The sequence below is a fragment of the Nocardioides hankookensis genome, from assembly GCF_042658885.1.
Taxonomy (GTDB): Bacteria; Actinomycetota; Actinomycetes; order Propionibacteriales; family Nocardioidaceae; genus Nocardioides; species Nocardioides hankookensis.
Genome location: NZ_JBHSRJ010000001.1, coordinates 500,115 through 526,849 on the forward strand (window position 1 = coordinate 500,115; position 26,735 = coordinate 526,849).

27 protein-coding genes are annotated in these 26,735 nt (G+C 70.3%); 20 read left to right on the forward strand and 7 right to left on the reverse strand.

Translation table 11 applies throughout. The annotated features are described in order from the left end of the window. Window positions 1-38 precede the first annotated feature (38 nt). From ACFPYL_RS02305 to ACFPYL_RS02320, 4 genes are all read right to left on the reverse strand, one after another. Entirely contained in the window at window positions 39-1,364 is a 1,326-nt protein-coding gene (locus ACFPYL_RS02305; RefSeq protein WP_379149920.1) for an endonuclease/exonuclease/phosphatase family protein, read from the reverse strand. 99 nt (window positions 1,365-1,463) lie between these two features. Beyond that, window positions 1,464-2,783, reverse strand: coding sequence for an MFS transporter (locus tag ACFPYL_RS02310; RefSeq protein ID WP_379149922.1), 1,320 nt, complete (start codon window positions 2,781-2,783; stop codon window positions 1,464-1,466). Window positions 2,784-2,917: 134 nt separating this feature from the next. Continuing rightward, window positions 2,918-4,396, reverse strand: coding sequence for an alpha/beta hydrolase (locus tag ACFPYL_RS02315; RefSeq protein WP_379149924.1), 1,479 nt, complete (start codon window positions 4,394-4,396; stop codon window positions 2,918-2,920). Window positions 4,397-4,431: 35 nt separating this feature from the next. Then, entirely contained in the window at window positions 4,432-4,875 is a 444-nt protein-coding gene (locus ACFPYL_RS02320) for a nitroreductase family deazaflavin-dependent oxidoreductase (RefSeq protein ID WP_379149926.1), read from the reverse strand. A gap of 55 nt (window positions 4,876-4,930) precedes the next feature. Here ACFPYL_RS02320 and ACFPYL_RS02325 point away from each other — a divergent pair, with 55 nt between their 5' ends. Both ACFPYL_RS02325 and ACFPYL_RS02330 read left to right on the forward strand, forming a co-directional pair. Next, complete coding sequence (locus ACFPYL_RS02325; RefSeq protein WP_379149928.1) at window positions 4,931-5,848, forward strand: 1,4-dihydroxy-2-naphthoyl-CoA synthase; 918 nt, start codon at window positions 4,931-4,933, stop codon at window positions 5,846-5,848. A gap of 289 nt (window positions 5,849-6,137) precedes the next feature. Further along, a complete protein-coding gene (locus ACFPYL_RS02330) occupies window positions 6,138-6,530 on the forward strand; it encodes an ATP-binding protein (protein ID WP_379149930.1) in 393 nt (130 codons plus the stop codon). A 33-nt stretch (window positions 6,531-6,563) separates the two neighbouring features. Here the strand turns inward: ACFPYL_RS02330 and ACFPYL_RS02335 are convergent, their stop codons facing one another. Both ACFPYL_RS02335 and ACFPYL_RS02340 read right to left on the reverse strand, forming a co-directional pair. Next, window positions 6,564-6,938 (reverse strand): STAS domain-containing protein, encoded by a 375-nt coding sequence (locus tag ACFPYL_RS02335; protein ID WP_379149932.1) that lies wholly within the window; start codon window positions 6,936-6,938, stop codon window positions 6,564-6,566. 126 nt (window positions 6,939-7,064) lie between these two features. Further along, window positions 7,065-9,809, reverse strand: coding sequence for a SpoIIE family protein phosphatase (locus tag ACFPYL_RS02340; protein WP_379149934.1), 2,745 nt, complete (start codon window positions 9,807-9,809; stop codon window positions 7,065-7,067). A 195-nt stretch (window positions 9,810-10,004) separates the two neighbouring features. Between ACFPYL_RS02340 and ACFPYL_RS02345 the strand changes: the two genes are divergently transcribed. The 6 genes from ACFPYL_RS02345 (at window position 10,005) to ACFPYL_RS02370 (ending at window position 16,325) form a co-directional block, all read left to right on the forward strand. Continuing rightward, window positions 10,005-10,829, forward strand: coding sequence for an alpha/beta fold hydrolase (locus ACFPYL_RS02345; RefSeq protein ID WP_379149936.1), 825 nt, complete (start codon window positions 10,005-10,007; stop codon window positions 10,827-10,829). Between the two features lie 333 nt (window positions 10,830-11,162). Next, window positions 11,163-11,858, forward strand: a complete 696-nt coding sequence (locus tag ACFPYL_RS02350; RefSeq protein ID WP_379149938.1) for a hypothetical protein — start codon at window positions 11,163-11,165, stop codon at window positions 11,856-11,858. 910 nt (window positions 11,859-12,768) lie between these two features. Then, the gene (locus ACFPYL_RS02355) at window positions 12,769-13,587 is read left to right on the forward strand and encodes a hypothetical protein (protein ID WP_379149940.1); all 819 of its coding nucleotides are present in this window, start codon (window positions 12,769-12,771) and stop codon (window positions 13,585-13,587) included. Then, window positions 13,584-14,306: a Flp pilus assembly protein CpaB gene (gene cpaB, locus ACFPYL_RS02360; RefSeq protein WP_379149942.1), complete on the forward strand. Its 723-nt coding sequence runs from the start codon at window positions 13,584-13,586 to the stop codon at window positions 14,304-14,306. The genes ACFPYL_RS02355 and cpaB overlap by 4 nt, the downstream gene beginning before the upstream one ends. Next, complete coding sequence (locus tag ACFPYL_RS02365) at window positions 14,303-15,886, forward strand: AAA family ATPase (protein ID WP_379149944.1); 1,584 nt, start codon at window positions 14,303-14,305, stop codon at window positions 15,884-15,886. Before cpaB ends, ACFPYL_RS02365 begins: the two co-directional genes overlap by 4 nt. Window positions 15,887-15,911: 25 nt before the next feature. After that, the gene (locus tag ACFPYL_RS02370) at window positions 15,912-16,325 is read left to right on the forward strand and encodes a TadE/TadG family type IV pilus assembly protein (protein WP_379149946.1); all 414 of its coding nucleotides are present in this window, start codon (window positions 15,912-15,914) and stop codon (window positions 16,323-16,325) included. A 27-nt stretch (window positions 16,326-16,352) separates the two neighbouring features. On the opposite strand, the gene ACFPYL_RS02375 is transcribed toward ACFPYL_RS02370, so the two are convergent. Further along, the gene (locus tag ACFPYL_RS02375; protein WP_379149948.1) at window positions 16,353-16,688 is read right to left on the reverse strand and encodes a hypothetical protein; all 336 of its coding nucleotides are present in this window, start codon (window positions 16,686-16,688) and stop codon (window positions 16,353-16,355) included. A 38-nt stretch (window positions 16,689-16,726) separates the two neighbouring features. On the opposite strand from ACFPYL_RS02375, the gene ACFPYL_RS02380 reads away from it, so the two are divergent. The 12 genes from ACFPYL_RS02380 (at window position 16,727) to ACFPYL_RS02435 (ending at window position 26,735) form a co-directional block, all read left to right on the forward strand. Beyond that, window positions 16,727-17,686, forward strand: coding sequence for a CpaF family protein (locus tag ACFPYL_RS02380; RefSeq protein ID WP_449289701.1), 960 nt, complete (start codon window positions 16,727-16,729; stop codon window positions 17,684-17,686). Next, window positions 17,683-18,606: a type II secretion system F family protein gene (locus ACFPYL_RS02385; RefSeq protein WP_379149949.1), complete on the forward strand. Its 924-nt coding sequence runs from the start codon at window positions 17,683-17,685 to the stop codon at window positions 18,604-18,606. Before ACFPYL_RS02380 ends, ACFPYL_RS02385 begins: the two co-directional genes overlap by 4 nt. 28 nt (window positions 18,607-18,634) lie before the next feature. After that, window positions 18,635-19,495, forward strand: coding sequence for a type II secretion system F family protein (locus ACFPYL_RS02390; RefSeq protein WP_379149951.1), 861 nt, complete (start codon window positions 18,635-18,637; stop codon window positions 19,493-19,495). Window positions 19,496-19,498: 3 nt separating this feature from the next. Then, a complete protein-coding gene (locus ACFPYL_RS02395; RefSeq protein WP_379149953.1) occupies window positions 19,499-20,764 on the forward strand; it encodes a sensor histidine kinase in 1,266 nt (421 codons plus the stop codon). Continuing rightward, window positions 20,761-21,477: a response regulator gene (locus tag ACFPYL_RS02400; protein ID WP_379149955.1), complete on the forward strand. Its 717-nt coding sequence runs from the start codon at window positions 20,761-20,763 to the stop codon at window positions 21,475-21,477. The genes ACFPYL_RS02395 and ACFPYL_RS02400 overlap by 4 nt, the downstream gene beginning before the upstream one ends. A gap of 188 nt (window positions 21,478-21,665) precedes the next feature. Further along, window positions 21,666-21,881: a hypothetical protein gene (locus tag ACFPYL_RS02405; RefSeq protein WP_379149957.1), complete on the forward strand. Its 216-nt coding sequence runs from the start codon at window positions 21,666-21,668 to the stop codon at window positions 21,879-21,881. Between the two features lie 31 nt (window positions 21,882-21,912). Then, window positions 21,913-22,551: a hypothetical protein gene (locus tag ACFPYL_RS02410; protein ID WP_379149959.1), complete on the forward strand. Its 639-nt coding sequence runs from the start codon at window positions 21,913-21,915 to the stop codon at window positions 22,549-22,551. A 20-nt stretch (window positions 22,552-22,571) separates the two neighbouring features. Further along, entirely contained in the window at window positions 22,572-22,772 is a 201-nt protein-coding gene (locus ACFPYL_RS02415; protein WP_379149961.1) for a hypothetical protein, read from the forward strand. 4 nt (window positions 22,773-22,776) lie between these two features. Next, the gene (locus ACFPYL_RS02420) at window positions 22,777-24,159 is read left to right on the forward strand and encodes a hypothetical protein (protein WP_379149963.1); all 1,383 of its coding nucleotides are present in this window, start codon (window positions 22,777-22,779) and stop codon (window positions 24,157-24,159) included. Window positions 24,160-24,164: 5 nt separating this feature from the next. Continuing rightward, window positions 24,165-24,764 (forward strand): hypothetical protein, encoded by a 600-nt coding sequence (locus ACFPYL_RS02425; protein WP_379149965.1) that lies wholly within the window; start codon window positions 24,165-24,167, stop codon window positions 24,762-24,764. Window position 24,765: 1 nt separating this feature from the next. Further along, the gene (locus ACFPYL_RS02430; protein WP_379149967.1) at window positions 24,766-25,293 is read left to right on the forward strand and encodes a hypothetical protein; all 528 of its coding nucleotides are present in this window, start codon (window positions 24,766-24,768) and stop codon (window positions 25,291-25,293) included. Next, window positions 25,290-26,735, forward strand: a complete 1,446-nt coding sequence (locus ACFPYL_RS02435) for a vWA domain-containing protein (protein WP_379149968.1) — start codon at window positions 25,290-25,292, stop codon at window positions 26,733-26,735. The genes ACFPYL_RS02430 and ACFPYL_RS02435 overlap by 4 nt, the downstream gene beginning before the upstream one ends.

The window sequence follows — 26,735 nt, forward strand, 5'->3', positions numbered from 1 at the left end:
GCCCGAGGAGCTCGAGCGGGGCGTTGCCGTGGGTCGGGTCAGCGGTGGTACGGCTTGTACTTCGACCGCCCGATCTGGGCGGCGGTGAGGTACGGGCCGGCACCGACCGGGAAGACGGCCGACTGCATGAAGTGGTCGGACGCGAACTTCGAGGCCGAGTTGTAGAAGTGGTTCGTGTACCCGTACGACCCCTGCGGAGCGCCGAGGCTCATCAGGTAGTCGCGACGGAACGGGCCGGGCTTGACCGGGAACACGAAGTCGTTCGTGGTCGGGAACTCGTCGCCGGAGACCGTCGTCGTGGCGAACCCGTCGTACCAGCCGTCCGCCACCAGCGTGCGGTGCACGTTGTTGTCGGGCTTGGTGTTGCTGGTCGAGTTGAAGTCGCCGCCCAGGTAGACGCCGCGGCCGGAGGCCGCGAGCCGTGCGAGCTGCGCGTTGATGTAGTCGGTCTGGCGCTGGCGCATGTCGTAGAGGCGGGTCTGGCCCGGCTTGTCGGCACCCGACTGGAGGTGCGCCGAGGCGACGTAGAACTCCTCGCCGGTCGACTTGATGCGCAGCAGGGCCCACGGCAGGAAGCGGGTCTGCTTGGGCGAGAACGCCGGCGGCTGGACGTAGCCGGTCTTGAGCACCTTGTAGCGGCTGGTGTCGACGACGATGCGCGAGCCCTGGCTGCCGATCGCGAGACCGCGGGCGTTGGTGTAGAGGCCCTGGACCGAGAGCTTGTACTTCTTCGGCAGGCGGTTGGTGAGGTCCTGGAACTGCCAGAGCTTGCCGGCGACCCGCAGCTTGGCGGCGCCGGAGGACTCCTGGAGCAGGATCACGCCGGGGTCGGTCGCCTTGATGGTCGAGGCGATCTTCTTGCGGCGCACGGTCCACGACACGAGCGACTTCTTCTTCTTCTTCTTCTGGTCGGACGCCCGCCAGATGCGCACGTTGAACGTCGCCATCTTCACGGTGCTGCCCGTGGTCGGCGGGGCCACCGGGGTCGGCTTGATCCACGCCGTCGGCGTACCGCTGTTCTCGCCGTTGCCGTGGCGGTCGATCTGCACCTTCACGAAGGTGTAGTCGCCCGAGGCCGGGGTCACCAGGTCGGCGTGCGGCACGTCGAGCTCGGTCTGCGAGCCGTTGCCGGGGACGTCGAACGTCTGTACGTGGGCGGTGATCAGTCGATCGGTGGCGATCTGGACCTGGTACGTCGACCCCACGCCGACGGCAGGATCCCAGTCCACGTGGATGGACCCGTCCGGGTTGTTGGTGAGCTTGACGTGGAGGTCGCCGGCCTGGGCGGGCGCCGTCGCACCGAGGACGAGCAGGCTGCTGACCATGGCGGAGCCGAGGCCCGCGGCGATGAGCCGTGTGCGCATGTCACTTCCAGAGGTTGAGGGAGCATGTGGTACGAGGATCGAGTGTAGGCGGGAGATCGGCCGGACGTCGCAGGAACGGAGCACCTCGCCCGGAACCGCTCAGGGCACGGACTTGATCCGGGTGACGAAGACGGAGCCGAGGATCGCGACCGTGAAGGCGCTCAGGTAGAGCACGCAGTAGCCCGTCGAGAAGCGGTCGCCGTCGGTCTCGGTGATGCCGCCGAGGCCCTCGACGACGATCAGGATGACCGCCGCGATGCCGGGCGCGAACACCTGCGGGAGGGCGTTGGCGATGTTGATGACGCCGAGGTCCTTGCCGCGGTCCTCCGCGCCCGGGAGCACCTGGGTGATCAGCGCGAAGTCGACCGAGACGTAGATGCCGTAGCCGATCCCCATGAGCGCGGCGGCGGCGACCGCGGCCGGCCATGACTGGGCGATCGCCAGGAGCAGCGTCGCAATCCCCATGACGACGCCGGACCAGATCACGAACACCTTCCGCTTGCCGCTCCGGTCGCTCCAGACACCGAAGGCGACCGCCGTGGCCATCACGACGACGCCGTAGATCGCGGTCAGGAGGAAGACCCGGTCCTCGGCCTGGTGCTGGGAGAAGCCGAGCACGTCCTGCATGTAGTAGAGGAGGTAGAGCAGCCCGAGCGCATTGCACAGGTTGACCAGGAAGCGCGTGATCCAGGCCCACGCGAAGTCGGGGTAGGCACGCGGCGAGACCCAGAAGGAGCGCAGGAAGGCGCCCCAGTCGAAGGGCGCGGGCCGCTCGTCGGGCGCCAGTGCGATGTCGTGGGAGTCGAGGCAGTAGGGGATCGTCAGCACGAGCAGCACGACCGCCGTGACGACGTACCCGGCCGCGATGCTGCCCGTCACCGACGCGATGCCGGTGCCGCCGATGACGCCGACGGTCTGGGCGATCGCGAGGATGCCGCCGATCTTGCCGCGCGAGTGCACCGGCACCTGGTCGGGCACGGTCGCGGTGACGGCGGCGAGCATCGCGTTCAGCGCCGCCTGCACACCGCACCAGCCGAGGGCCATCACCACGACGCTGTCGGCGACCGACAGCACCAGCAGCGCGGCCGCGCCGCCGAGGGCGCCCCCGACCACCCACGGCAGCCGGCGGCCGACGCGCAGCGTGGTCCGGTCGGAGAACGCGCCGAAGACGGGGTTGCAGACCACCGACGTCGCCGCGCCGAGGCCGAGGACGATCGCCAGGATCTGCTTCTTGGCGTCGGCGTCGATGGCCTCGGCCTGCTGGGCGAGCAGCACCTGGATCGGGCCGAAGAAGCCGGCCCAGAGCCCGATGCTCGCCAGCGTCAGGAACGCGACCCAGCGGCCGGGCGGGTTCTCGGTGGGCTCGGCCAGGGCCGAGCGGCGCAGCGCCGGAGCCGGCGGGGGCGTGTCCGTGGTCACAGCCGCATTGTGGGGGCAATCGGCCGCCGGCGGGGTGGTTTCGAGGCTCGCTCCGCTCGCACCTCAACCACCGATCACGGTGGTTGAGGTGCGAGGAGCGCCAGCGACGAGCCTCGAAACCACCCGTCCGCGGATCAGCAGCCGATGTGGGTGATGTCGCCGTCCTGCCGACGTCCCGCGCCGGTCGTGATCGAGTACGCCGAGCAGTAGGTCGAGCTCAGCAGGGCGTCCCGGTGCAGCCGGACGGGCGCCCAGGTGTCGACGCTGGTCGGCTCCAGGTAGCGGAAGGACCGGGCGAGCAGCGGCTTCGCCACACGGTCCTTGAGGTAGCGGTCCAGCCAGCGCTGGACGTAGGCGCTGGTGAGGTCCTGGCCGTAGCGGCTGGCCGGCAGCACCAACGGGATGTCGGTGTAGTCGAGGTGCGTCGAGGCGTGCGGCACGACGAGCATCGAGTCGACCCCGGCGGCGCGCCACGCGTCGAAGCCGGTCGCCCGTTCGCGGTGCGGGTCCGGGCCGTCGGGCGAGGGCTCCGGCATCAGGGAGCTGCCGCCGGAGAGGAACCAGGGCGAGACCGTGAAGCCGTACTCCGACTGCACCGCGAGCGCGGGTACGACGGGCTTGTTGCCGGCGCCGTCGAGCGGCCCGTCGGAGCTCGGTCCCGCGAGCTTGTCGAGCGCGACGACGGTGGCGACCCGCCGGTCGGTGCCCTGCACCTTCGAGACCGCGGCGGCGCCCATCGAGTGGCCGATGATCGCGATCCGGGTCGTGCGACCGGGTGCGGTCGGGGTCGGGTCCTTCGAGCGGTCGAACCCACGCCAGTACGGGTTGTACGGCGTGTAGCCGCTCGCACCCTCGATGGGCGCGTTGGGGTAGTGGTGCCTCGGCGTCGAGGTGAAGAAGTCGAGGGCGTCCTCGGTGCCGACCACGAAGTTGGAGAGCTGCTGGAAGGGGACGCCCGGGCAGCCGGTCATCTCGCCGTCGGCCGCCGGCGAGGTCGGGTCGCAGAAGGGCAGGGTGTCCTGGTGGAGGGGCGACTCCTGGTGCGGGAGCGTCTCGCTGGTGCCCTGGCCCTGCACGTCGTACGTGAGCACGACGTACCCGCGCTCGGCGAGGTCCTGGGCGAGCCAGGCGTACATGCCCTCCGAGCCCTGCACGGAGCCCTCGGTGAGGACCACGCCGGGGAACGGGCCGGTCAGGCGGCGGCCCGTGTACGGGTCGCGGGCGCCCTTGAGGGGGCGGTAGACGGTGCCCCGCAGCAGCGCGCCGTACCGGTTGGTGAACGCGACCTTCCGCGACCGACCGCGGGTGCCGTTCCAGTCCGCGCGCAGCGGGTTGCCGACGTTCCATCCGGGCACCAGGTTGCCGGCCGTCAGCGCCAGCCGGCTCGGCGACGCGACCTGGGTGAGCAGCTGGTCGACGGTGCGCTGGGTCGATGCCGCGACGAGCGCCGGCAGGTACGCCGGGTTGCGCAGCTGTCCGCCCGGACCGGTGATCCGGCCGTAGGCGTCGGCCATGTGCTGGGCGTCGCCGACCGGGTCCGGCGCGGCGGTGGCGGGTGGTACGACGCCGACGCACAGGGCGGCGGCGGACAGGGCGGCGACGAGCGGGCGCATGGCCGGTCAACGACCGACCATGGCGCCAGGTGACGTCAGGCGCGCTCGAGCAGGAAGACCGGGATCTGCCGGTCCGTCTTCTCCTGGTACTCGGCGTACGGCGAGTAGACGCTCACCGCGCGCTCCCACCACTCGGCGCGCTCCTCGCCCTCGGCGACGCGGACCTTGTAGGTGTGCGGCTCCGGGCCGTCCTGGAGGTCGACCTCCGGGTGCTCGATGAAGTTGTGGTACCAGGTGGGGTTCTCCGGGGTGCCGCCCTTCGACGCGACCGCGGCGTACACGCCGTCCTTCTCGACCCGCATCACCGGGTTCTTGCGGAGCTTCCCCGACTTGGCGCCCCGTGACGTGATGACCACGATCGGCCACTCGGGGTGGTCGGGCAGGGTGTTGGCCTCGCGGCCGTCGGATCCCTCGTACGCAGCGACCTGGTCGCGGACCCACTGCTCGGGGCTGGGCTCGTACTCGCCTTCAAGAGTCATGTCTCCCAGAAGACCACCCGGATGCCTGATATTCCAGCGTCGGTAGGGTCCGACCATGAGCGCGATCGACGGGGTGTCCGAGATCTTCGACGCCGACGACTGGGACGTCGTGCCCGGCTTCGAGGACCTGACCGACCTGACCTACCACCGGGCGAGGGCGCACGGCACCGTCCGCGTCGCGTTCGACCGTCCCGACATCCTCAACGCGTTTCGCCCGCACACCGTCGACGAGCTGCTGCGGGTCATGGAGCACGCGCGCACGTCGAGCGACGTCGGCTGCGTGCTGCTCACCGGCAACGGCCCCAGCGACAAGAACGGCAAGTGGGCGTTTTGCACCGGCGGCGACCAGCGGATCCGCGGCCGCGCGGGCTACCAGTACGCGGACGGCGAGACCGTCGAGACCGTCGACAAGGCCAAGCTGGCGCGGCTGCACATCCTCGAGGTGCAGCGGCTGATCCGCTTCATGCCCAAGGTCGTCATCTGTGTCGTGCCCGGCTGGACCGCCGGCGGCGGCCACAGCCTGCACGTCGTCTGCGACCTGACGATCGCCTCGCTCGAGGAGGCGCGCTTCAAGCAGACCGACGCGGACGTCGGCTCCTTCGACGGCGGCTTCGGCTCGGCGTACCTCGCCCGCCAGGTCGGTCAGAAGTACGCCCGCGAGATCTTCTTCCTCGGCCAGGAGTACTCCGCCGAGGACGGCATGCGGATGGGCACCGTCAACAAGGCCGTCCCGCACGCCGAGCTCGAGAAGACCGCGCTGGAGTGGGGCCGCCTGATCAACGGCAAGTCGCCGACCGCCCAGCGGATGCTGAAGTACTCCTTCAACCTCCTCGACGACGGCCTGGTGGGACAGCAGCTGTTCGCCGGCGAGACCACCCGCCTGGCCTACATGACCGACGAGGCCCAGGAGGGCCGCGACCAGTTCCTCGAGAAGCGCGAGCCCGACTGGTCGCCGTACCCCTGGTACTACTGATCTGGGGCGTTTACCCAGGTCAGAGGCTTAACGGCCCTCGTGCCGACCATCCGTGGCGAGATCCGCCGGCACTTCCGCATCATCGGCCGGATGCGTGATGCGGCGATGGGCGAGGTCGAGGGTCTGACTGTGGCGTCGTGACGCGGCGGCCGCTGGGCCACATCTCGTGTGTGGCGCCCTGTGCGGCCGGGTACTGGTCAGGTGCAGCCGACAGAGCAAGTTCCTGCACGACGACAGTCTCGGGGCGTGACGAACGATGAGCGACACCTGGCCGACGGTCAGTCACCAGATGACACTCGACCCGGCCGAGTTGTCTGCTCACACTGCCCGCGATGTCCTGCGAACGGTCTGCACCGAAGCTCGCATCGTCTCCGAGACCATCGAGACCGCTCTGCTGCTCGTCAGTGAGCTCGTCACCAATGCCGTCGTCCACGGCGGCGGACGGCCCGCTCTCGACATCGACGTGCGACCTGACCTGATGCACGTCTCGGTCTCCGACAACGCCCCCGGAACGCCGCACGTCGCGCACGAGCCGGTCACGTCCGAGCATGGTCGCGGCCTGTTCCTTGTCGAGACACTCGCCTCCAGGTGGGGCGTCCAACCGTCCGACGGCAACAACAAGACGGTCTGGTTCGAGCTCGACCGAGTGCCCCGCACCCCACCCGGCCTACGGCCGGTCTAGCGAGGGCCCAGGAACGGCACTCGCCACCTTCGGCTAGTCGGGCTTCGCTGCTTCGTCGACGGTGGCGAAGACCTCGAGGACGTGTTCGAGGCCGGTGATGGCGATCAGTCGCATGATGGGCCCGTCGACTGCGACCACGGCCAACGACTTGCGTGCCGCGACGGCCGCCTTGCGGGTCCCGACCAACACTCCGAGACCGGTGGAGTCCATGAAGGACAGCCCCGTCAGGTCGACGACCACCCTGGTCGCTGGCCCCGAGATCTGCTCGCTCAACGCCTCACGAAGGACCGGCGCGGTGTACACATCGAGCTCACCCGACATCTGAACAACCGAGACGTCACCACGGTCATCGACCGTCACCGAGAACTGCGGCTCCGATGCCGAGCCCTGTTCCGCGTTCACGCTCATCCCTCCCAGAGCTCCGGCCCGCAGGTCAGATTGCCTCACCGGTGCCGCACACCGGGATAGTCAAGCACGCAGGCCGTGCGTGTCCACGTTCGTGGGCTCAGTCGCGTGGTTGGTGCCGGTGACGGTTCAAGGGACGCTGTCGGGAACACTCTCCGGGCCAGCTTCCGCGGGGCGTGGCCGGTCCTCCGGGTGCAGGCGCACCGCGACGATGGCGACATCGTCTTCCGGACGCTCCGGAAGCATCCGGTGAAGGACCTGGTCGCACATCTCCTCGAGCCCGACACCCTCCGCGAGAAGCTCGGCGAGAACCGCACGGAGCTGGTCGACTCCGGCGTCGACGGCCTGGCCGCGGCGCTCGACGAGACCGTCGGTGTAGAGCAGCAGCGTCGATCCTCGCGTCAGCGTCACCACCGACTCGGTGCGAGGGAAGGACGGCTCCAAACCGAGAAGCAGCTCGGACTGTGTCGGCCACAATGCCTGCACCTGCACCTGCGCAGGCTCCACCCTCGGCGAGCTGCTGGTTGCAGTCTCCGGCGTCCCGGGGGCCTCTGGGTGAACCGCGACCAACGGCGGGGGATGGCCCGCGTTCGACCACCGCAACCTGGTCGTGCCCGCGTCCTGCTCCTCGTCGGTCTGCTCGAGGCGGGCGACCACGACCGTTGCCGTCGTCTCGACCTGCAGCGTCTGCATCGCCTCATCCACGCGCCGCAACACTTCACCGGGACCCGCGCCGGTCGTGACCGCGATGCCGCGCAGCAGCCCACGGACCTGCCCCATCGCGGCCGCTGCCACCGTGTCATGCCCGACCACGTCACCGATGACGACGCTCGTCGCACCATCGGGCTGCAGGAACGAGTCGTACCAGTCACCACCGACCTGCGCGGCCTCCGCGGCCGGCTCGTACCTCACGGCGACATGGACGTGGTCCGGTTCCGGTGGAGCAGTCATCAGGCTGCGCTGCAGACCTTCAGCCAAGTCACGCTGCTCGGCGTACAAGCGGGAGTTGTCCAACGCGAGCCCTGCCCGGGCCGCAGCATCGACAAGATCGGCAACGTCCTCCGTGCTGAACCTCGGCCGACCAGCGCCACGGAACACGGTCAGCAACCCGACCGTGCGGCCGCGGCCGCGCAGCGGCACGACGACGGCTGACGAAGGTGCCAGCGCCAGGCAGAGGTCGCGGGCTTCACCAGGTTCGAGCACGCCTGCGATGGCGTCGGCTGCCTGTTCGCCGATCACAACTGGACGGTTCTCCCTCAACGCCCGAGCCAGGAACGACCGATCGGTCAGGGAGGGGATGCGAACCTGCAGGTACCGCTCGACCATCGCCCGGGCGGACGGGTCGATGTGCCAGCCCGCTACATCCGCGAGCCCTCGGCGCCACGCACGCCCCGGGTCCCCCACCCCACCGGCGTAGCCCTGAGGGTTGTTGCTCGGCAACGGGGTCCCGACGAGCGTGACGATGCTCCAGTCGCCCCAACGGCCCACGACAGCGTGCGCCAGGTGCTCGACAGCGTCCTCGATGTCCAGCATTCCGGTCAGCGCGTCCGTGATGCCCGACAACAGGCTCGTGCGCTCGGTGGCGGACGTGACGGCCGACTGGGCACGGCGTCGCTCGGTGATGTCGAAGAAGTACACCGACAACCCGTCCGGTGTCGGCCACCCTCGAATCTCGTACCAGGCGTCGAGCGGTGGCGGGTAGTACGCCTCGAACTCCACCGGCCGGCCGCTGTCCACGGCCCTGCGGTAGTGGATCTCGAAGTCGCTCCCGACCGCGTCCGGGAAGAGGTCCCAGATGACGCCTCCGAGGATTTCGCGCTCGATGCCTCCGAGCAGTCGATGCGCCTCGGTGTTGACGTACGCGAACCGCCACTGCCGGTCCAGCTGGAAGAATGCCGTCGGCATCGACTCCAGTACCCGAGCGACCCGGGCCTCGCCGTCCTGCACCGCCGTCGTGTCGAACGCAGCACCCAACAGCCGGGTCGTCACACCGTCCGGGCCAGCCAGAGCACGACCCCGGGCGGCAACCCACCGGATTCCGCCGTCGGGCCACACGACCCGGTACTCCGCCGCGTACACACCACATGTCTCGATGGCATGCGTGAGCGCTTCGGTCACCCGGTCGAGGTCATCGGGGTGGACCGCCTCGTTGAACGCCTCGATGCTCCCGCCGAAAGTCTCCCGGCTCAGCCCGAACAGGCCTAGCAGCCGGTCATCCCACCGCAGCGCACCAGTCTCCAAGTTCCAGTCGAACGCCCCGACCTCGGCAGCATCCACCGCGAGCTGCCACAACAGCCGCTCGTCCTCGTACTCCGCCGCCAACGCAGCCAGCTGCAGTTCCGCAACGACCGGACCCGCCAGCTGCTCCAACAGCGTCACGTCCTCGTCCGACCACTCACGCGGTGCAGCGTCGAACACGCACAACGCACCCACCGGCTGGTCCCGCACCACCAGCGGCACACCCAGGTAGGAGCCGACCGCCCCTGAGGTCACCGGTGGCAATGCATTCACCCGGCCGTCGGACCGGGCGTCCGCCACCACGACCGGCGCAGCCGCCTTCACGGTCACCGTGCACAACGACTCCTCGGCCGGCGACTTCACCCCCACCGACGCCTTGGCAGCACCAACGCCGCCCATCACCGTCTGCTCGTCCGCGATGAGCGAGACCTGCGCCGACGACGCGCGCAGCAGCTGCGCCGACAGGGCCGCCAGACGATTCAGGGCGTCAACGTTCCCCGGTGCCGTCGCCAGCTGACGCGCGACACTCAACCGGTCAGCCACCTCGTCACCCAAGCCCGTGAACGGGCTCGACGACGCCAGCAGCGCCGCGGCGACCTCTGAAGCTGTCGCCGAGGGACCGACGACCTCGGGCACGGCCCCGGACACCTGCTCCTCGCCCAACAACACTCCAACCCTCGCGCCTACCGCACATCCAACAGCCCCCAGGCGCTCCCTATCAAACAAACACCCGAACCGGGCGTGCTCGGCGACCGGCCACTCGCTACCAGAGCCGAGTCCACCCCGCACGACCGCGCGGATGCCATCTCCCACCGTGGGTACTGCGACTCCATGGCAGACGAGACCGAGAACCCGACAGACCACGGCCTGCACGTCTTCGACTCCGGCGGCGAGTCCCGACCAGTCGTCCTCATCCACGGCTGGCCGCTCTCGCACCGCTCCTGGTCCGAGCAGACGAACGCCATCCGCGACGCCGGCTACCGCGTGGTGAGCTACGACCGCCGCGGGTTCGGCGACTCCGACCCCGGTGACTCCTACGACTACGACGCCCTCGCGGGCGACCTGGACAACGTGCTCTCCGACCTCGACCTCAATGACGTCACGCTCGTCGGATTCTCGATGGGCGGCGGCGAAGTCGCACGATACGTCGCCCGCCACGGCGAAGACCGCCTGCACAGCGTCGTGTTCGCGGGCGCAGTGCCGCCGTACCTGCTGAAGTCCGACGACAACCCCGACGGCCCCCTGACCAAGGACGCGGCCAAGGAGATGCGCGACGACCTCGAGACCGACCGCGACGCCTTCTTCGACGACTTCACCACCAAGTTCTTCAGCGCCGGCGACGACCTCAAGGTCACCGAGGAGCAACGACAGGAGGCGATCGCGCTGTGCAAGCGGTCCGACCAGGATGCTGCACTTGGCTGCATGGACGCGTTCGGAACGACCGACTTCCGAGATGACCTCACCAAGATCACCGTCCCGACGCTCGTCATCCACGGCGACAGCGACGGCATCGTGCCCTTCGAAGGCGCCGGCAAGCGCACCCACGAAACCGTCGCGCACAGTGAACTCGTCCTCGTGGAGGGCGCACCGCATGGTTTCAATGTGAGCCACGCCGACGAGTTCAACCGTGCGCTCGTGGAGTTCCTCCAGCAGTAACGGCGCGCTCAACGCGCCATTCGCTTGCGGGTGGGACCAGCCACCGCGATCGGTGCATCGGGTCGCCTCAACCGGCAGCCACCCGCAACGTCGCCTGGACGCCGTACGAGGGCGACGGCCGACCGACGTCCCTGCCTCCGAGGACTACCTGTTCAGAAGCCTTGAAGCCGGTCACGTCCTGGCGCGGGGCAAATCGGTACCCCGATCGGCGGCCGACTGATCGTGAGATCTCGCACATCCGATCGACCCATCCGACTTCAGCGCAGGAGCGAACTCCTCGTGTCAATGTTCCCAACGGAGTCTCACCAGGTTCCTCTGAAGGATGTGTCGCAGATGCGCACCACCTCGAACGGTACGAAGAAGTTCACGACCAAGCGCTCCCTCGCCGCCCTCGCCATGGCTGCTCTCGTCGCGACGCCGCTCGCCGCGTGCAGCAGCTCCGACAGCGCCGGCTCGGACTCGAGCTCGAGCAGCGCGCCGGCCCCGAAGCCGGTCGCCGCGATCGACGCCCTCCAGGGCGAGACCACCGCGATCAAGCTGGACCAGGGCTTCGTCGACGCTCTGACTGCCCTGAAGCTCACGCCCGGCACGGTCGGCACCGCGAAGCTCGAGGACGGTTCCCTCATCTTCCCGATCACGGGCGGCAACGTGACGGTCTTCAAGCCCGGCGAGGTCTCGCCGTACGTCATCGGCCAGATCCAGCACGAGGGCTCCGGCCTCTCCCTGACGGCCGGCGGCACCAAGGTCGAGCTGACCAACTTCAACGTCGACCCGGGCGCCTCCCGCGTCTACGGCGACGTGTCGGTCAACGGCAAGGTCGCCGCGTCGAGCGTGTTCCTGTTCCAGCTCGACGGCCGCACCCTCGAGCCCCTCAAGACCGAGGGCAACACCGCGATCCTCGAGGGCACCAAGGTCGAGATCTCGGAGGACGCGGCGCCGCTGCTGAACGACACGTTCAAGACGGACGCCGTCAAGCCCGGGCTGCTCGTCGGGATCGCCAAGATCACCGTCGACACGCAGTCCAAGTAGCCCTCCGTTGGGGGCCAGCGCCCGGAGACCGCAAGGTCTCCGGGCGCAGGCGCGTCCGCTTCACCCTGCGATGGTGCCCGGCCGATGGGAGACTCGAGGTCTAGTCACGGGCATTGAGAGCACTGGCGCGGGGTAATGGTCTGTGACATTGCTCGACGCGAAGGAAACACGTGATTGCAAATCGGTCGAGTCGCTCTCGCAAGTTGCGGCTCTGCGGCGGTGGATGCGGTCGCGTCGTTGCTCGTCGCCGAAGTGCTGGGTCGCATCCTTCAGGTCGATTCTTCTGCGAGACGCTCGAGTGCAGGTCGCGTCGAGCCGAGCTGCTGGACATGGTCGACCAGCAATTCGCAGCCGCTCTTCTCGCCGTGACGACTGAGATCGTCGTCTCCGGCTTGGCGCGTGACGTCGTTCTAGAAGGAACGCGCCGAATGTGGTTCTACACGTTTGCCGGTGACGAGGTCCTCGTCGACGCCGCTCTCCTGGATCGCGCGAGAACGGAAGTCGGCGTCACCGTGGCGCAGCCGCAGAGAGCGACTTCCGCCCACATCCAATCGGCCCCATCCGGGTCGACGGCGTAGCCGGTGCAGGTCGAGGCGTCCGAACCGCCCGACCCGGTCACGACCTGACCGGGATCGAACGGCGATGCCTGTCAATTGCGTGTCAGGAGAGCCGAGCCTGATCGCCTGCCTGCACAGGCCCGCACCCGCTCCATGAGGTCGGTGCCCTCGGTCGATCCGACCGCGGACCGACGCGCCGGTGTTTCCCGGATGTTTGACTAAAGGTCTGGTTTGTGTCCGATCGGCCACGGGCATGTGCTGGATGTCCGGTGACCTTCGCGGCGCTCGGTCGTTTCTCCTCTTGCTTCTTGCTTCATGCGTTTTCTCGGGACTCATGAAAGGAGTCTGTGCGCGTGTTTCGGGTCATCGCCTGCGGATTTCCTGGGGCCGCCGTGCCGTCGCTGCCGTCGGCCGCGGTCGTGCAGCTGCCGCACCCCAGTGAGCCCGGGTTCCTGGACGCGGCGCTCGACCACCTCCTCGCCGACGAGTCGGACGGGGCGCGCCTGCTGCTGCACGACGGCACCGGTGCCAGTGAGCACCGGCTCCGCCTGCTGCGCAGCGTCTACGGCGACTTCCGCCTGCTGCCGGTGGGCGTACGCCGTCCGCTGACCGGCCTGGCGAGCACGGCCACCGTGCTGGCCGGGCTCGCCGACCTCGGGGTCGCGCCGGGTGCCGTGCTCAGCGGGATGCCGATGGTCCTCGCCCACGCCCGGATCGAGGCGGTCAGCCGCCGGGTCTCCGGGCTGGACCTGCCCGGCATCCGTCTGCGGCACCACCTGGTGCCGATGATCCCCGGGGCCGTGGTCCGGATCCGGTTCGCGGACCGGATCGAGATCGGGGTGCCCCGCTCGGAGCAGGAGATCGACGACGCGGAGGCCGGACCGGACGCCGTGGTCGTCCGCGCCGGCAACCTCGCGCTGGCGGGCAAGCTCGTGGGTCGCGGACAGCCGGCGTCGGGCGACCAGCTCCCGACCATCGACGTGGACGGATCGGCCCCCGTCACCAACGGTTGGTGGGGCACCCGCAACTACTACGAACGGTGCGTGCTGCCCACCGATCTGCACGACCTCGCTTCCCGGATCCAGACCGGCCCGTGGCGGCGATGCCCGGAGTGCGGCGAGTCCGTGTCCTCCCACTGCCGCTTCTGCTCCGCCCAGGAGGCCTTCGCATGAATCCCCGTCAGCGCCGCGGCGTGATGATGATCGTGATCGCGGTCGTCGGTGCGATCGCGGTGTTCTTCGCGGTGCTGAGCTACGTCAACAACATCGAGTCCGAGGTCGGGGACAAGGTCCAGGCCTGGCGGCTCACGTCCGACGTGCCCCAGTACCAGGCGATCCCGCTGGACTCGGTCGAGGAGGTCGACGTGCCGGCGCGCTGGCTGCCGGACACGGCGGTCCGCTCGCTCGACGACCTGGTGGGGATGGTCGCCGCGGCTGACACGCCGAGCGGCACCCTGCTCCAGTCCAGCACCGTCATCGCGGCGCCCGAGGTCGAGCCCGGCACCCGCGCGGTGACGATCCTCGTCGACGCCGAGTCCGGCGTCGCCGGGAAGCTCACCCCCGGCGCCCAGGTCGACGTGTGGGCGACGTTCGACGCCGACACCACCGCGGTCGGCCCGCGGACCAAGGTCGTCGCTCAGGGGATGCGGGTGCTCGACGTCGGCCTCGAGACCGAGCGCACCCGCCAGACCTCGGCCGGTGTCGTCGAGCCGTCCCAGGCCGTGCCCGTGACGTTCGTCGCCACCACCGACGAGATCAAGGCGCTCACCTTCGCGGAGTCGTTCGCGATCGAGGTCCGGCTCGCCCTGCGCACCCCGACCGACGACTCGCTGGTCGCGCCCGACAAGCGCTCCTACGAGGAGACCTTCCAGATCCCGGGGGAAGAGAGATGAACGGACGCGTGCTGGTCGCCGTCGAGAACGAGGAACGGCGCAACCGGGTGGTCGTCGCCCTCGGCGAGATCGGCGAGCTGGTGATCCTCGGCGCCGTCGAGGCGCGCAGCGACGTCGCTCTCGTGGTCGACGACGCCGACCAGGAGATCGACCTGTTGCTCGTCGACGTGGACTTCGGCGAGGAGGTGGTGCTGTCGATGACCCGCGAGCTCACCAAGATCCGCCCCGACCTCGGCGTCGTCATCCTCGCCGACCACCCGTCGGTCGAGTTCTCCTCCGCCGCGATGGAGGCCGGCGCCCGCGGGCTCCTTCCCACCAACCCTTCGGTGGAGGACCTCCACGGACGGCTGGCGCAGATCGCCGACTGGCAACGGCGCGTGCGCAGCATGGCCTTCGCCAGCAGCGGTGCCGACGCCGCCGGTCGGGTGGTGGTCGTCACCGGCGCCAAGGGAGGCGTCGGCACGTCGACGATCGCCCTGCACCTGGCGCTGACCGCGGTGCGCAGTGGCAAGGGCCGGCGGGTGTGCCTGGTCGACCTCGACCTGCAGCAGCGGGGACTGCGGCACCTGCTCGACGTCCACGGGCGGCGTACGATCCTCGACCTCGTGCCGGTCGCCGAGAACGTCACCGGGCGGCACGTCGACGAGGCGCTCTTCGGGCACTACTCCGGGCTGAAGATGCTGCTCGCGCCCCACGAGCCCGAGCGCGCCGACGAGGTGACCGGCGACGCGACCCGCTTCATCCTCGGCGCGATCAGAGACCAGTTCGACGTGGTCATCGTCGACGCCGGCAGCGTCCTGACCGAGCCCGGAGCGGTGGCGATGGACTTCGCCGACGACCTGATCCTGGTCGCGACCCCCGACGTCCCGGCGCTGCGCGGAGCGCGGGAGACGCTCGGCATGATGTCCCGCCTCGAGGTCGCCAAGGCCGGCGACGTGAAGGTGCTGTTCAACCGGGCGAGCCCCCGGTCCGAGGTGCAGCCGGACCTCGGCCGCCGGATCACCGGGACCGAGGCGTTCAAGGTCGCCGTGCCCGAGGACTGGAAGCACCTGGAGGAGGTCGCCAACGGCGCGTCGGCGCTCGACCTGGGTGACTCGCCGTTCCGTCGGGCGATCATCGCCCTTGGCCGCGAGCTCCAGCTCGGCACCCGGCTGCGCCCGCAGGCCTCGACCGATCCGGTCCTGGCGAGCGAGGCGGACCAGGCGATCGCGGAGATGAAGTCACGGCGCGGGCGCAAGAAGCGCAGGAGGGGGGAGTCCGGCCAGACCACGGTCGAGATGATCTTCGGGATCGCGGTGTCGGCCGCGCTCTTCCTCCTGCTGCTGCAGATGATGCTCTACGCCATCGCGACGGTCTCGAGCCGTCGCGCCGCCGACGCGGCCGCGATCACCGGGAGCCGCGACGGGCTCATGTCCCGGCAGATGCGTGCCCAGGAAGCAGCGGAGTCGCGGGTCCCGGGCTTCATCGACGTACAGGTGAGGGACCACGGCGACGGCACGTTCACGGCCGAGGTGCACGTGCCGCAGATCGTGCCGCTCGGCAACCTGTCGATCACGCAGAGCGGCAGCTACACCGACTAGGACGACCTCGGAGCAAGGAGCGGACATGAAGCGCAGGCGCGACGAACGCGGGTCGATCACCGCGATCGAGACCCTCGGCATGATCCCGATCATCGCCATCGTCGTCGGGGTGATGTTCCAGCTCTACCTGCTCGCCCAGGCAGGCGTCGAGGCCGAGTCCGCGGCCCGCCTCGCGACCCGCGAGATGAGCAAGGGCACGCCCGCCTCGTTGGCCGAGAGCCAGGGACGGGCGCAGGCGAACCCGCGGTTCCAGGTCCAGGTGAGGGCCGACGACGACAGTGCCGACGAGCCGGGTACGTCGGGCGCGGGTGACTCGGTCTCGGCCACGGCCGAGGCGACCGTGCCGTTCCTCGGGATCGGGGTTCCCGGTCTCGACCTGACCATCGAGCGCAGCGCCGTGATGCCGCAGGACCCGGGCTCCGGCGGCTTCGGCTTCTGACCACCACCGAGGACGAGGAGCCACATGTCACTGCGCGATCGGGTCAGGGCCGGCCACCACGACATCGACACCGGCGCCGGCTTCAGCCGCGCCATCGACGACGACATGGCCGCCCACCTGCGGCGGCTGCTGCTGGCCGAGGTCAACCTCAGCGAGCTCTCTGCGCTGACCGACGAGGCGAAGCGGGCCCGCCTCGAACGCGTGGTCGGCGCGCTGCTGACTCGTGAGGGACCGCTGCTCTCCAACCGCGAACGCAGCCGCATGGTGCGCCGTACGGTCGACGAGGCGTTGGGGCTCGGCATCCTCGAACCGCTGCTCGAGGACAACACGGTCACCGAGATCATGGTCAACGGAGCCGAGCACATCTTCGTCGAGCGCGCCGGTCGCATCAGCTGCTGCCGATCCGGTTCAGCTCCGAGGCGCAGGTCTACCAGGCGATCGACCGGATCGTGGCCAGCGTCAACCGCCGCGTGGACGAGTCCAGCCCGATGGTCGACGCCCGCCTCTCGACCGGTGAGCGGGTCAACGTCATCGTGCCGCCGCTGGCCGTCGACGGTCCGACGATCACGATCCGCCGGTTCCCCACGCCGTACTCCATCGACCAGCTCATCGAGCTCGACACGTTCGACCAGGAGACGGCCGACCTGCTGGGTGCCCTGGTCCTGGCGCGGGCCAACATCCTGATCTCCGGCGGCACCGGCTCCGGCAAGACGACCATGCTGAACGCGTTGTCGTCGTACATCCCGGAGCGGGAGCGGATCGTCACGATCGAGGACGCCGCCGAGCTCGCCCTGCAGCAGCTGCACGTCATCCGGCTCGAGGCCCGCCCGGCCAACGTCGAGGGCGAGGGTCAGGTGACCATCCGCGACCTGGTCCGCAACTCGTTGCGCATGCGGCCGGACCGGATCATCGTCGGTGAGACCCGTGGCGGTGAGGCGCTCGACATGCTGCAGGCGATGAACACCGGCCACGAGGGCTCGCTGGCCACGATCCACGCGAACGGCGTCCTGGACTCCCTGCTGCGCATGGAGACGCTCTGCACCATGGGTGAGATCGAGCTGCCGCACGCCACCCTGCGCGACCAGGTCAACACCGCGATCGACGTGGTCGTGCAGCTGACCCGGCTCCCGGACGGGCGGCGCCGGATCGTGGAGATCGCCGCGCTCACCTCGCAGCACCGCGAGGACTACCAGCGGCACTCGATGATGCGGTTCGAGGCCGACGACTGGGACGGCCACAGCGCAGTCACCGGACGGGTGGTCCGGCAGCCCCTCCCCGACAACCTGTTGCAGCGCTGTCGTGCCTCCGGCGCCGCTGTCCCGCCGGCGTACGACCCCCGCGTGCTGGGGACGTCGATATGACGATCACGACGATCGTGCTGCTGTGCCTGGCGACGGGTGCGACCTTCGTGCTCGGGGTCGCCCTGTTCGCCGCCGAGAGCGACCGGCGGCGGGTGATCTACGCCAACGACCTCGACGAGCAGGCGACCGCGCTGGGACGCCTGGCCTCCTGGACCGAGCGACAGACGCTGCGCACGGCGACGGGTCGCCGGCTCCGTCGCACCCTCGACCGCGCCGACGTGAGCTGGACGGTCGGGACGGTGGTGCTGGCCCTGGTGGTCGTGATGGTCCTGGCCTGGCTGATCGCCGAGAGCCTCGGCGGTCCGGTGCTCGGGGTCCTCGCCCTGGTCGGCGTCGTGCTGGGCTTCCGCTCGTTCCTGCGCTACCGGATCGACAAGCGGCGCCAGAAGTTCGTCGACCAGCTGCCCGAGCTCGCTCGGCTCCTGGCCAACGCCACCCAGGCCGGGCTCGCGCTCCGGGCTGCGCTCGGCGTCGCCGCGCAGGAGTCGGTCGAGCCGGTCAAGTCCGAGCTGGAGCAGGTCAACCGGGAGCTCGTCGTCGGCGCCGACCTGGACGAGGTGCTCGACCGGCTGGCGGACCGGATGCCGTCGCGCGAGGTGCAGGTGCTGGTCAACGTGCTCGCGATCCAGGTCCGGGCCGGTGGCCGGGTGGTCACCGCCCTGCGCGGGATCACCGAGGCACTCGAGACCCGGCGCGAGGTACGCCGCGAGGTCAACACCCTGCTCGCCGGGACCAAGGCGACCGTGGTCGCGGTCGCCGGTCTGGGCGCCCTGATGCTGCTGCTGGTCAACACGTTCTCCGAGGGCGGGCTGCGCACCGTGCTGGAGGACCCCATCGGCATCGTGCTCTTCGCCGTGTGCGGCACGGTCTTCGGCCTCGGGCTGCTGCTGGTCAAGAAGTTCGGGACGGTGGAGGTATGAGAGCGAAGCGCGTTCGGGGGAACCGCCGATGAGCCTGCTCTTCGCGCTGATCTTCACCAGCCTGCTGCTGCTCGCGGTGCGCGGCTGGCGGCTGGCCGGCGACCCCGGGGTCGCCGGCGACCTGATGGCCGACACGATCGACGACCGTCGCAAGCGGTCCAGCCTGGTCGGCAAGCTGCTGGCGTTCCTGGACCGCACGATCGGCGGTCGCGCGGTTCGTGGCACGTCGTCGCGGTCGCGTCGCTCGGTCCAGCGGGCCCTGGACCGGGCCGGACAGGACAAGGTCAGCTACGAGGACGTGATCTCCCGGCAGGCGACCTGGGCCTTCCTCGGCGGGATCGTCGCCGTGCTCGGCCTGGTCAACGGCATGGTGTTCGCGCTGCCGCTGCCGTTCCTCGGGTGGTTCTTCCCGCGCCTGACGCTGTGGCTGAGCGGGAAGCGCCGGGGCGCGTTGATCGACAAGGAGCTGCCCGACTTTCTCGACGTGCTCGCGGTCACGATCAGCGCCGGCCTCGGTTTCCGGACCGCGCTCGCCAGGGTCGCCGTCATGGTCGGTGGGGCGGTCGGCGAGGAGATGCTGATCGCGTTGCGTCAGATCGAGCTCGGGACCCCCCGGCGGGAGGCGTTCGCCCAGCTCCGTGAGCGGTCGGCCTCGCCCGCCATGATCGAGTTCGTGACCGCCTACCTGCAGGCGGAGGAGCTCGGTGCTCCGGTCGGTCAGTTCCTCACCACCTACGCCACCGAGCTCCGGCGTGCCGCGGGGCAGAAGGCGCGGAAGGCGGCCGCGCAGGCCAACCCCAAGATCAGCCTGGCGCTGACCCTGGTGATCATGCCGGCCATCGCCGCGATGATGATCGGCGCCATCGCGATCTCGACCCTGGGGGGCTGAGGAATGGCCGACCTCGCGATCCCGCTGCGCTTCCGTCGCAACGACCCACCGCCTCCTCAGGCGGCCGCGACGGCGCCCCCGACCTCGCGATCGACCGACTGGACGCAGCGCCGGACCAGCTCCAGGCTGGTCCGGGTGCTGCTCGACGTCCGCTTGGTCGGCGGCCTGCTGGCGGTGATGTGGTCGTGGATCGCCCACCAGCAGACGGCGGTGCTGGTGGCGCTGATCGTCTGGATGCTCGCGGTCCTCCTGCTGCTGCTGCGGTGGGAGCGGTTCGCCGAGGTGCAGGTCGCGCACCCCGCGCTGCACCTGCTGGACCTGACCGTCGTCACCGGCCTGCTGGTCGGCACCGGTCTGCTGAGCCCGGTCGCGTTCCTGCTGGTGTCGGGCGGACTGTTCACGGGGCTGTGCCTGGGCTACCGCGGAGCCTGGATCTTCAGCCCTGGCTACGTCCTGAGCTGGTTCATCGCGGCGAACGCGAACCTCCCGGAGCGGCTCACGCCGGCCACGGAGTTCCTGCTGCTGGTCGTGATGCCGGTGCTGCTGGTCGCGATGATCTTCGCCGGCGCCGCGTTCCAGCACGCCGTGATCGCCGCCGCCCGCCTCGAGGACGCACTCCACGAGCAGCGGGAGGGTGCGGCGATCGCCGAGGAGCGGGCTCGGCTGGCCCGGGAGCTGCACGACTCGGTGACCAAGTCGGTGCACGGCATCGCGCTGCTCGCCGACGCGGTCGCCCCGGTCGTCCGCAGTGCCCCCGACGTCGCCGAGCAGCGGGTGGGCCAGATCGCCGACGCCGCGCGCCGCGCGAACCGGGAGTCCCGGGAGCTGCTGGTGGCGATGCGACGTGCGGACGGCACCAGCTGCCTGGCCGAGATGCTGCGGGCCACCCTGCAACGGTGGGAGGCCGTGTACGACCGGGTGGTGGTGGACCGGATCGACGCCGACCTCGGCCGCACCGACCCGGCCGCGCAGTACGAGCTGGGGGCCGTGGTCAACGAGGCGTTGGAGAACGTCGCGCAGCACACGCCGCCCGACACCAAGGTCACCGTGAGTGCCGAGGTCGCCGACGGTTGGCTCGACGTCGCGGTGGCCGACGACGGGCCCGGCATCCAACCCGGCCGGCGCCGCGAGGCGGCCAGCCGCGGCCACTTCGGCCTGGTCGGGATGGACGAGCGGGCCGTGCGCACCGGGGGCTCCTGCGCGGTCGACTCCGCGCCGGGACGGGGTACGACGGTGCGGGTCCGGATCCCGCTCGGAGGCAGGCCGTGACGGCGCCGCTGCGGGTCCTCATCGCAGACGACAACCCCATCGTCCGGATGGGTCTGGTCGCGCTGCTCGACAACGCACCGGGGCTGGAGCTCTGCGGCGAGGCCGCCGACGGGCGGGAGGCCCTCGCCCTCGCCCTCGAGAGACGTCCGGACGTCACCTTGCTCGACGTACGGATGCCGGGCGCCGACGGGCTGAGCGTGATCGGCGACCTGGTGCCGATCACCCGGATCCTGATGCTGACCCACTCCGACGAGCCCGACGTCATCTCGCGAGCGCTGGCCGCCGGGGCCACCGGCTACCTGCTGCACGGGTCGTTCGACCCCGACGAGCTGGTGCGCGCGGTGAGCGACGCGGCCGACGGACAGATGCGACTCAGCCCGGCCGCTGCTGCGGTCCTGGCCGGCGGTCTCCGTGAGCACGAGCCCATCCCGATGCCGGCGGACCCGGACGAGTCGGCCACCGCCGATCCCGACCGGCGGTGGACCGAGCTGTGCCTCGAGCACCGGCTCAGCCCGCGCGAGCTCGAGGTCTGCCGGGAGCTGGTCACGGGTCGGTCCAACCGCGACATCGCCCGCCAGCTGTTCATCGAGCCGAAGACCGTGAAGAACCACATCAACAGCGTCTTCGCGAAGCTCGGGGTGACCAGCCGCGCCGAGGCTCTGGCCGTCCTCCTCGGCACCGCCGAGGAGGCGTCGGTGCAGACGTCCAGCTGACTGGCCACTGACGGGTCCTCGAGGTCATGGGTCCCTGGGCCCAAAGAAGGCCCAACTGCCGGGCCCCGGAATCAGGCCCTGTTCGGGTCCTGGGGCCCTGCAACCGGGCCCGCCCTGGCTCCTAGCGTCGTACTCGACAACACGGCGCGCGTCTCGGGCGCCGACCGACCAGCAAAGGACGCAGAATCATGCCGCACTACCTCGCCGCACAGCTCACCGCGTTCCTCGCCAGCGCCGCCTCCCGGCGCGACGAGCGCGGCCAGACCACTGCCGAGTACATCGGCATCATGGTCGTGATCGTCGCGATCATCGGCACCATCCTCGCCCTGAAGACCAACGTGCTCACCGGCGCCCAGAGCGTCGTCGACAAGGTCTTCACCACCCTCACCGACAAGATCGAGTGACGGTCCGCAGAGATCGGTAGAGGACGAAGCGATGCGCAGGGTGCGGGGCGAGGACGGCCAGGCCATGCCTGGCCTCCTCTTCGTCACGTTCGCTGCGTTCGCGATCGCCATCGGCTTCTTCTCGCTCGCCCGCGGTGAGGAGCAGTCGGCCCGGTCCGACACTGCGGCGGATGCCGCCGCGCTGGCCGCGGTCAAGCAGTGGCACGTCGAGGCACTCCGTGCCCTCCAGTCGACTGCGATGACCCCGGCGATCGCGGGCACGCTGGCGGCGCTCAACGTCTACCAGCCGGCGTCGGGCTACGTCACGGCGGAGGAGTTCGCGCGGGCCAACGGCGCCACCATGGCGCCGGGCGGCTACCGCTGGATCCCCGACCTGTCACCGGTCACCTGGACCGTCGAGGTGACCGTCGAGCAGCGTGACGACCTGCCCAACGGCGCCGACGAGGCGCGCTCGACGTCGCGGGCTCGGCTCGAGGCGACCGGCGGCCTCTGCAACGCCGGCGTCAGCGTCGGCCTCGAGCTGCGCGACGGCAGCTGTGCCGACCCGGCGCGTGCCGCCATCGTCTGCACGCCGCCGACGCCCGCCACCCCGAACCCGGAGTACGTCGAGTGCCCGAGCGCCGCGGAGATCGCGGCCAAGTACAAGACCGAACGCACGTTCGTCGACTGATCAGCCACCAGGAGATCCCGATGACCGACGAGAACGCCGTCCCGACCACGCCTGCCGACGACCGGGGCGAGTCCGGTCAGAGCACCGTGGAGTTCATCGGCGGCTTCGTGGTGCTCTGCGCGATCATCCTGGCCCTGCTCACCCTGGTCGACCCCGTCCGCGACGAGATCCGCGAGCTGTGCCGGTTCGCCCTCGCCGCGATGCGCGACGGGCCGGGCTGACCGCATGAGGATCGTCGCACCGTCGACCTCGCGCCGGCGCGACCAGGCCGGCGCGACCTCGGCGGAGTTCATCGGCATCTCGGTCGTGGTCGTCGCGATCATCGGGGTGCTGCTCGCGCTCGCCACCCCGGTCCTCGGCGGCTCGGGCGGGGTCGTCGACCGCGCCTTCTGCCAGCTGGCCTCCCTGGTCGGCGGTGACGGCGGCTGCGGATCGGCCAAGGCGCAGCCGAAGTTCGTCCCGACCAAGTGCGTCACCAACCGCGACGACCACACGTACGGCGGCAGCGTCACCGTGCTCGCGACGGTGGCGGCCGACGGGGGCTACGAGCTGCGCCGGGTGCTCACCCGCAACCCGGACGGCACGGTCAAGGAGAGCTACGAGGTCCGCACCAAGGGCAAGCTCGGCGCCAACTACACGCTCAAGGGCGGCGCCACCGCCGAGGTCGACACCGGCGGGAGCACCAAGAAGGCCGGTGGGGGCGTCAAGATCAACGTCGGCGGCGACGCGGCGTGGGGCCACTCGCTCACCTTCGACACGCGCGAGCAGGCCCAGGCCTTCATCGACAAGTACGGCGACAACCTGGGCGAGTTCGGCGGGCTGCCCGACGGTGCGCCCACCCCGGAGTCGACGTACTTCGACCTCAGCGGCCAGGTGAAGGCGTCCGGCGAGCTCGGGCCGCTCGACGCCAACGGCTCCGGCGCGGTCACGCTCGGCGCCGAGCAGTTCAAGAACGGTGACACCAAGGTCAAGGTCGCCCTCACGGCCAAGGCTGCCGGTGACCTGGGGATCCCGTTGCCCGAGCAGGTGCTGGCGCTGCAGTCGAGTGGAGACGCGTCCCTGGTGGTGACCGCAGACGTCACCTTCGACTCCACCGGCCAGGTGGTCAAGGTCGCCGGTAGCGTGGTCGGGACGGTCACCGGCAAGGTCGACATCGGGGCCAACACCAAGCTGGTCAAGGACCTGCCGCTCGACTCGAGGACCACCGTCAAGTCGCTGGACCTCCCGCCCTTCCTCGAGGGTGCCGAGGGAGGCACCCAGTTCCAGGTGAACTTCTCCACCGACTTCCGTCGTGACGACGGGACCGTCGACACCTCGGCGATCCAGGCCCTCAGCGAGGGCCTCCAGAACTTCGTCACCACCGGCGAGGGCCTGTCCCCGGACCAGGTGGCGGCGCTGGAGGACCAGCTCGACCACCACTCCCAGATCACTCTCGACCACTACAACGTGGACAAGGAGGAGACGAAGTTCGGTGGCAAGGTCTCCTTCCTCGCGATCAACATCGGAGGTGAGGTCCACCATGTGGCGATCAACAGCAACCTGCTCGGGTCCTACTACTACGACCCGGAGCAAGGAACCTGGCAGGAGAACACGGTATGCGACCGATGAGACGGATGACCGCCCTCGCGGTCGCGACGGTGATGGTCATGGGTCTCGCCGGCTGCGGTGAGGAGTCCGCTGGCGAGCCCAGTGGACTGTCCACCCCGTTCAGCATCGGCGCCGACGGCACGGACGAGCAGGTCGCCATCGGCCACGGGGTGTCGGTGCGGGTCCCGAGCGACTGGACGCCGTCCGCGGACGAGCAGCTGGACCCGCAGGGGCGCACCTACGAGTGGGCGGTGCAGGCGCCGACCGACGGCGCGACCGCGTTCCCGGCGTTCGTCAGCATGAGCATGGGTGTCCCCGGGGCCACCAGCACGGGCTACGACGCGGCCCCGGACGCGCTGAAGACGGTGGAGGGCGTCAGCCCCGAGTTCGAGGTCCTCGACGAGGGCGAGGTGGACGTCGAGGGTGTCGACAACGCGTACCAGGTCCGCTACCTGCACTCCGGCAGCTACGGGGGCGAGCCGGTGCAGGTGCAGTCGGTCCAGGTCTTCCTCGACATGCCGGGCGACGTGTTGTCCGCGGTCCGGTTCCAGGCCCCGGCCGACGAGTTCGACGAGTCCGGGGTGAGCGCCATCCTGGACAGCCTGACCGTGAACGTGGAGGACTGACGTGCCCGGCGCCTGGCGGAACCGCTCGCCCGTCTCGCGCTCCGTGCCCGTGCTGCTGGTGCGGCTGGTGCTGGTGGCGTTGCCGCTGTGGGCGGTCGGTGCCGTGCTGACCCACCTGGTGTTCGTCGCCTTCGGCATCCCGGCCCGGATCGAGCTCGGTGACGGCGGCCACCGCGGCCAGGCGGTGTGGATCGGGGCCCAGTGCCTGGTCGCGGCCTCGGCCTTCGCCGCGTCCATCCTCATGACGCTGTCCGACTCGGGGTTCACCGACCCCCAGGCAGCGCGACGCCGGACCGGGATCGCCGCCCTCGGGCTGCTCCTGGTCGCGGCCGGGTTGGTTTGGGGAGCCCATCTCGTCGGTATGGTCGATCGCGTGCTGACCATCAGCCTCGAGGGCGCGCTCGTCATCGGTACCGCCGTCGGTCTCGGCACCATGTGGTGGCGTGCCGACCCGGACCGGCTGTGGGAGCGACCGTCCCCGGTGCCACCTCAGACAGCGCCGCGGGCGTGGGGCAGTCGCGGACGGTGAGGCGCGCCGTCGCGGCGCTCGTCGCCGCCGCAGCAGCCGCCGTCGCCGTCGTCGTACCGGGTCCGATGGCGGCCGCCGCCCCGGGAGCGGGCGACCCCGAGGACGACCTGCAGGTGCTGTTCGTCCTCGACGTGTCCGGCTCGATGGCCCGCGTCGCGCCGGGCGGCACCAGCACCCTGCTGCAGGGCGCCAAGGGGGCGATCACCCAGGTCAGCAGGTCGTTGCCGACCGAGGTCGCGCTCGGGCTGCGGGTGTACGGCGCCCAGTACGACGGCACCGACACCGCGACCGCGTGCGCCGACACCCAGCTGGCCGTGGCGCCGCGTCCGTCGTCCGCGGACCAGGTGGTGGCGGCACTCTCGTCGCTGACCCCTCGCGGTGACACTCCGATCGGGCGGTCGCTCCTGGCGAGCGTGAGCGACTTCGCGGCCGGAGACGGACGTCGCGTGGTGGTGCTGATCAGTGATGGCGAGGACACCTGCGCCCCGCCGGGCCCGGTCCCGTGCCAGGCCGCGAAGCAGATCGAGCAGCAGGACGCCGCGATCCAGGTGGAGACCGTCGGACTCGCGCTGGGTGGAAAGCCGGCAGCCGTGAACGCGCTGCGGTGCATCTCCGGCGCGACCGGCGGCACCTACTACTCCGCCGACAACACCCAGGCGCTGGCTGCGGCGCTGCGCCGGATCGCGGAGGAGACCATCGCGCGGCTGGGCGGCGGACGGCCGATCACCGGCGGACCCCGCGCGGAGGCCGCCCGCAAGGTCGAGGTCGGCGCCTACCGCGACACCCTCCGTCCGGGTGGCACGAAGTGGTACCGCTTCCGGGCGAAGCGCGGTGATCTGCCGCAGGTGCTCGCCTCCGTGCAGGGGCCTGACGGCCTGCGCGTGCCGTACTACGGTCGGGACTGCGCGACCTGGGAGCTGCGGCTCTACAACCCGTACGGCGAGGGCGGCAGCTACCAGCCGTACGGCGGCATCGGGATCTTCGACGGGTCCGGGATCGCGGCGATCGGTGCCGAGACCACCGGCGTCCTCGCCGACACCGGCGCCGGGATCGACTTCCCGGGGATGTGGAGCTTCTCGGTCTCGCTGGCGCAGACGGCGATCGAGGACTGTGCGGACTACTTCCCGCGCAAGGACTTCCCGATCAGGCTCAGCGTCTCCCTGGACCCCGAGGCGCGGTCCGAGCCGTCCGACGACGAGCAGGGCACCGACCCGGCGGTCGAGACGCCGACGGCAGAGCCCAGCGACACCGGATCGCCGTCCGCGTCCACGGGCGGCGACGACGAGTTCGTCCCGCCGGCGCTGCCGTCGACGGACGCCGACGCGGCGTCGGAGAGTGACGGCGGCAGCATCGACTGGACGATCCCGGCCCTGGTGGTGCTGCTCGGGGTGCTCGGGGTCCTGGTGGTGCGTCTGATCCGCAAGCGCCGCACCGGGATGTGA